Annotated in this window: 1 protein-coding gene; it reads left to right on the top strand. The window is 49.1% G+C overall.

The features are described from left to right. Positions 1-597, top strand: a 597-nt coding sequence (locus C7R94_RS26635) for an acetate/propionate family kinase (protein WP_369835027.1), incomplete at both ends; no start/stop codon positions are given.

Below are 597 nucleotides of genomic sequence, written 5' to 3' on the forward strand. Positions count from 1 at the left end.
AATACTACGAGCAATACGGTATTCGCAAATACGGTTTCCATGGAACGTCTCACCGCTATGTTATGGGCCGTGCAGCAGAGATGATGGGTCGCCCGAAAGAGCAGCTTCGTCTGATCAGCTGCCACATCGGTAGCGGAGTAAGTATCACGGCGATCCGAAATGGTGAATCGTATGATACGTCGATGGGGATGACACCGTTGGCAGGTTTGTCCATGGGTACGCGCAGCGGAAACATTGACCCAGGTATCATCCCGTACATTGAGGAAATTGAAAAGACCGACACGGCTGGCGCTATTAAGATTCTGAATAACAAGAGCGGTCTCATGGGCGTATCGGGTGTATCCAATGATTTGCGCGACGTTATGAAAAAAGCAGAAGAGGGACATCTCCGCAGCAAACTTGCATTGGAATTGTTTACTACTATTCTGCATAAGCATGTGGGACTGTACCTTGCTCGACTGAATGGAGTCGACGGCATTATCTTTACAGCAGGTGTTGGAGAAAATAGTGCTGCCGTACGTGAATTGGTGTGCTCTGGTCTTGAATTTGCCGGGGTAAACCTGGATCGTGAGGTAAACCGTACCAGCAAAGGTGAGA

Origin of the sequence: Brevibacillus sp. NRRL NRS-603 (genome assembly GCF_003013445.1) — a bacterium.
Classification (GTDB): domain Bacteria; phylum Bacillota; class Bacilli; order Brevibacillales; family Brevibacillaceae; genus Brevibacillus; species Brevibacillus formosus.